This is a genomic window from Longimicrobium sp. (assembly GCF_036280135.1).
Lineage (GTDB): Bacteria > Gemmatimonadota > Gemmatimonadetes > Longimicrobiales > Longimicrobiaceae > Longimicrobium.
Window position 1 is genome coordinate 1 of sequence record NZ_DASURI010000956.1, and the last position, 4704, is coordinate 4704.

The window sequence follows — 4704 nt, forward strand, 5'->3', positions numbered from 1 at the left end:
GGGGCCGGGGGAGGGGCGGGCCGCTGCCGGCGTGATCTCTCCACCGTGCATGAAGAAGCGCAGTTCTCCCCCTCCCCCGCGAAGCGGGGGCAGGGGGCCGGGGGGAGGGCCTCCGCGGGCGAGAGATCGTCCGCCAGGGATCTGGGGCCAGCGCCCGACGCAGTTCGAAGATGAAGCGCGATCACACGGATCGACCGAGTTTTTCCAACCACGCGCAAGGGGATGGGACGATGACGCTGAAAGTGGGGCTGATCGTGGGGCGGGAGTGGTCGTTTCCCCCGCACTTCATCGACGAGGTGAACCGGCGCGACGAAGGCGTCACCGCCGAGTACGTCACCCTGGGCGCGCCGCGGATGGACCAGCCCGCGGAGTACGCGGTCATCATCGACCGCATCAGCCACGAGGTGCCGTTCTACCGCACCTACCTCAAGCAGGCCGTGCTGCAGGGCACCACCGTCGTCAACAACCCGTTCATGTGGACGGCCGACGACAAGTTCTTTGGCGCCGCGCTCGCCACCTCGCTGGGCATCGCCCACCCCAAGACCGTGGTGCTCCCCAACAAGGAGTACATCCCCGGCATCGTCCACGACGAGTCGCTGCGCAACCTGCAGTACCCGCTGGACTGGCAGGGCGTCATCGACTACGTGGGCCTTCCTTGCGTGCTCAAGGACGCCCACGGCGGCGGATGGAAGGACGTGTACATCTGCCGCACCTTGGACGAGCTCATCCACCACTACGACAACTCCGGCCTGCTGACGATGGTGGTGCAGGAGTTCATCAAGTGGGACCACTTCATCCGCTGCATCTGCCTGGGGCAGGACGAAGTGATGCCCATCAAGTACGACCCGGGCGAGCGCAAGTACCACGTGGACCACGCCCACATGAGCGGCGACCTGGGCACGCGCGTGGTGGCGGACTCGCTCAAGCTGGTGCGCGCCCTGGGCTACGACATGAACTCCATGGAGTGGGCCGTGAAGGACGGCGTTCCGTACGCCATCGACTTCATGAACCCCGCGCCCGACATGGACATCTACTCGCTCACGGAGCACTACTTCGAGTGGGTGGTCAACGGCATGGCCGACATGGCCATCCGCCTGGCGAAGAACCCGCGCAACCAGGCCGCCGAGCTGGGCTGGCGGCAGCTCTTTCAGGGCCGCCGCGACCTGTCCGCCGCCGTGGCCGCCTCGCCCGTGATCCACGCCCCCACGCGCGCCTCGGGCGAGCCCGGCACCACGTTCGGCGGCGGCGCGGCCGGCCGTTCGGTGGATGCGTCCCCGGCGGATACGGGCCAGGCGGGCAGCAGCGGCGGACGAGCGGACGGCGCGTCGTCCACGGGCGGCGGCGTCACGGCGGACGGCGGCGACGCGGCCACGGCCGACAACGGCGGGGTGATGGGCAGCGGCGGCCGCGCGTCCGCCGATCCGGGCGACGCGCCGGACCGGGTGGTGGACGAGCAGGCGAGCGAGGGGCACGCGTGAGCGACGCGGCCGTCGCGCGCGGGGCCATCGAGCGCTGGCACGCGCTGCTGCAGGACCCCGCGCTCGCCGCCGACAGCGCCGAGCGCATGGAGGAGCAGCACCGGCGCCGGGGGATGTACTTCGGCGACCGGCCGCTGTGCTCCGTGCTGCGCCCGCGCATGCTCACGCCGGGCCAGTACGCGTGGATCCGCCGGCGGATCGGCACGCTCATGTCGGCCTACCGCAAGGCCCATGAGCGCGCCCTGGTGGACGACGCGTTCCGCGCGCAGTTCCGCCTGCTGGACTGGGAAGAAGAGGTGGTGCGCTTCGACCCCGGCTTTCGCTCGCCGTGCCCCACGTCGCGGCTGGACACCTTCTTCTCGTCGGACGAGGGCACGCTCAAGGTCACGGAATACAACGCCGAGACCCCCGCGGGCCCGGCGTACATGGACGAGCTGTCGGAGGTGATGCTGGCGCTCCCCGTCACGGGCGAGTTCCTGCGCGACCACGTCCTCCTTCCGCTTCCCGCGCGGCACGGCGTGCTGCACTCGCTGCTGCGCGCGTTCCACGAGTGGCGGGGCCGGCGCGAGGTGCCGCGCATCGGCATCCTGGACTGGGCGGACGTGCCCACGACCAGCGAGTTCGTCTTTTTCCGCGAGTACTTTCGCGCGCAGGGCATCCCCTGCGAGATCGCGGACCCGCGCGAGTGCGAGTACCGCGACGGCAAGCTCATCGCGCCGGGCGGGTTCGAGATCACGCTCATCTACAAGCGCGTGCTCATCGACGAGCTGCTGCTGCGGATGGGGATGGACAACCCCGTCGCGCGGGCCGTGCGCGACGGGGCCGTCTGCATGGTGAACCCGTTCCGCTGCAAGATCATCTACAAGAAGGCGGGCCTGGCCGTCCTGGGCGACGAGCGCAACGCGGAGATGTTCACGGCGGACGAGCTGGCCGCCATCCGCGCGTCCATCCCCTGGACCCGCGTGGTGGAGGAGCGCCACACGGACCATGACGGCAAGGACATCGACCTGCTGCCGTGGATGGCCCGGAACCGCGAGAACCTGGTCCTCAAGCCCAACGACGACTACGGCGGCCACGGCATCGTCCTGGGCTGGCTGGTCTCGGACGACGAGTGGCAGGCGGCCATCCGGACGGCGCTGGAGCGGCCGCACGTGGTGCAGCAGCGCATCATCCTGCCCGTGGAGCCGTACCCCAGCTGGGTGGACGGTGGCGTGCAGGTGACGGACCGCATGCTGGACCTGGCGCCGTACGTGAGCGACACGGCCCACGTGGACGGCGCGTTGACGCGCATCGCCACGGACCCGCTGCTGAACGTGACGGCGGGCGGCGGCTCCAGCGTGGCCACCTTCCTCGTCGAGGAGCGGTAAGCTGGAGCCCGAGATGCCCATGCACCTCCGCGCCCGCCTGGGCTGGCCGGAGGACCGCGTCTGCGGCACGGCGGACGGCGTGCCCGTGTGCCCCGCGCAGCTCAAGCTGCGCGCGATGAACTTTGGCCAGCACTGGCGGACGGAAGGGATCGAGGAGGTGGACTGCTCGTTCCTCCTTCCCCTCGCCGTGTTGACGGAGGAGATGCAGCGCGAGCACGCCGACTTCGTGGCCGACAGCGTCGCGCATCCCTCGGACGATCCGTTCGAGCAGGCGTTGCGCGAGCGGGGCTGGCCGTCCGTCCTCGCCATCCTCGCGGACGACGCGCTGCTGGGGATGGCGGCCGCGTGGTACGGGATGGAGATCCTGGCCCGCTGGCTGGGCGACGCCTGGCCCGACGGTGCGCTTCCGACGGAGGCGCGGCCCTGGTTCGTCCTCAACACGGCCGGTTTTCGGGGCCGCGAGGGCGACCTGCTGCGCTTCGAGGGCCGGGCGCGGCGCGCGGGCGTGATGGACGTGCGGTACCAGGACGTGTAAGCGGCGCGATCCGTGCAGAAAATCGTGTAGCAAAACGGCCGTCCGGCCGTCATCGTCTCTCCCGAAAAACGCCTCCACCCGCACCGACCGGGACGCCGCATGAAGGAGCCTTCGCTCACCCTCGGCATCGAAGAAGAGTACCAGATCATCGACCCGGAGACCCGGGAGCTGCGCAGCTACATCACGGAGCTGCTGGAGGATGATCACATGGTGCTGGGGGAGATCAAGCCGGAGCTGCACCAGTCCATCGTGGAGGTGGGCACCACCGTGTGCCGCACGCCCCAGGAGGTGCGCGCGGAGCTGCGGCGCCTGCGCGGCATGGTGATGGGGCTGGCCGCCCGCAAGAACCTCAAGGTGGTCGCGGCCGGCACGCACCCGTTCAGCAGCTGGATGACGCAGGAGATCACGCCGCTGGAGCGCTACATCGGGGTCAAGCAGGACATGCAGGACCTCGCCCAGCAGCTGCTGATCTTTGGCACGCACGTGCATGTGGGCATCGAGGACCCGGAGTTCCTCATCGACGCCATGAACGTGTCGCGGTACTTCATCCCCCACATCCTGTGCCTCAGCAGCAGCTCGCCGTTCTGGATGGGGCGCAACACGGGGCTCAAGAGCTACCGCAGCGTCATCTTCCGCAACTTCCCGCGCACGGGCGTGCCCCGCATCATGCGCGGCTGGGGCGACTTCAGCGAGCTGATGGAGACGCTGGTCAAGACGCGCTGCGTGCCCGACGGCAGCAAGATCTACTGGGACCTGCGCCCGCACCACGCGTATCCCACGCTGGAGTACCGCTTCCTGGACGTGTGCACGCGGGTGGAGGAGGCGGTGGCCATCGCGGCCATCCTGCAGGCCGTCATCCGCAAGCTGTGGAAGCTGCGCCGCGACAACATGACCTTCCGCGTGTACGGCGCCGACCTGGTCGAGGAGAACAAGTGGCGCGCCGTGCGCTACGGGCTGGACGGCAACCTCATCGACTTCGGCAAGCAGAAGGAGTGCCCCGCGCGCACGCTCATCCGCGAGATGCTGGAGTGGTTCGTGGACGACGTGGTAGATGACCTGGGTACGCGGGCCGAGGTGGCGTACGCGTTCCGCATCATGGACGAGGGCAGCAGCGCCGACCGGCAGATCGCCGTCTACCAGAAGACGGGCGACCTCAAGGCCGTGGTCGATCACCTGATCGCCGAGAGCGCCGAGGGCGTCCTCGAAGCCCAGCCCGCCGCCGCCTGATTCCGCGCGGCCGTCGTCCCGTGGCGCCCCCGAGATGCACACGCGTCCCGGGGGTTCCCTGCTTTTACCGATCGCGATCAGGTGATGAGCGCGTATG

General features: G+C 69.5%; 4 protein-coding genes. All 4 read left to right on the forward strand.

Going from position 1 to position 4704, the window contains the following annotated elements:
- The first annotated feature begins 230 nt into the window (after positions 1 to 230).
- Complete coding sequence (locus tag VFZ20_RS30750; protein WP_329687798.1) at positions 231 to 1478, forward strand: hypothetical protein; 1248 nt, start codon at positions 231 to 233, stop codon at positions 1476 to 1478.
- On the forward strand, positions 1475 to 2845 hold the full coding sequence (locus tag VFZ20_RS30755) for a hypothetical protein (protein WP_329687799.1): 1371 nt from the start codon (positions 1475 to 1477) through the stop codon (positions 2843 to 2845). Before VFZ20_RS30750 ends, VFZ20_RS30755 begins: the two co-directional genes overlap by 4 nt.
- Before the next feature lie 13 nt (positions 2846 to 2858).
- The gene (locus tag VFZ20_RS30760) at positions 2859 to 3380 is read left to right on the forward strand and encodes a hypothetical protein (RefSeq protein WP_329687800.1); all 522 of its coding nucleotides are present in this window, start codon (positions 2859 to 2861) and stop codon (positions 3378 to 3380) included.
- A 99-nt stretch (positions 3381 to 3479) separates the two neighbouring features.
- A complete protein-coding gene (locus tag VFZ20_RS30765) occupies positions 3480 to 4607 on the forward strand; it encodes a carboxylate-amine ligase (RefSeq protein ID WP_329687801.1) in 1128 nt (375 codons plus the stop codon).
- The last annotated feature ends 97 nt before the right edge of the window (positions 4608 to 4704 follow it).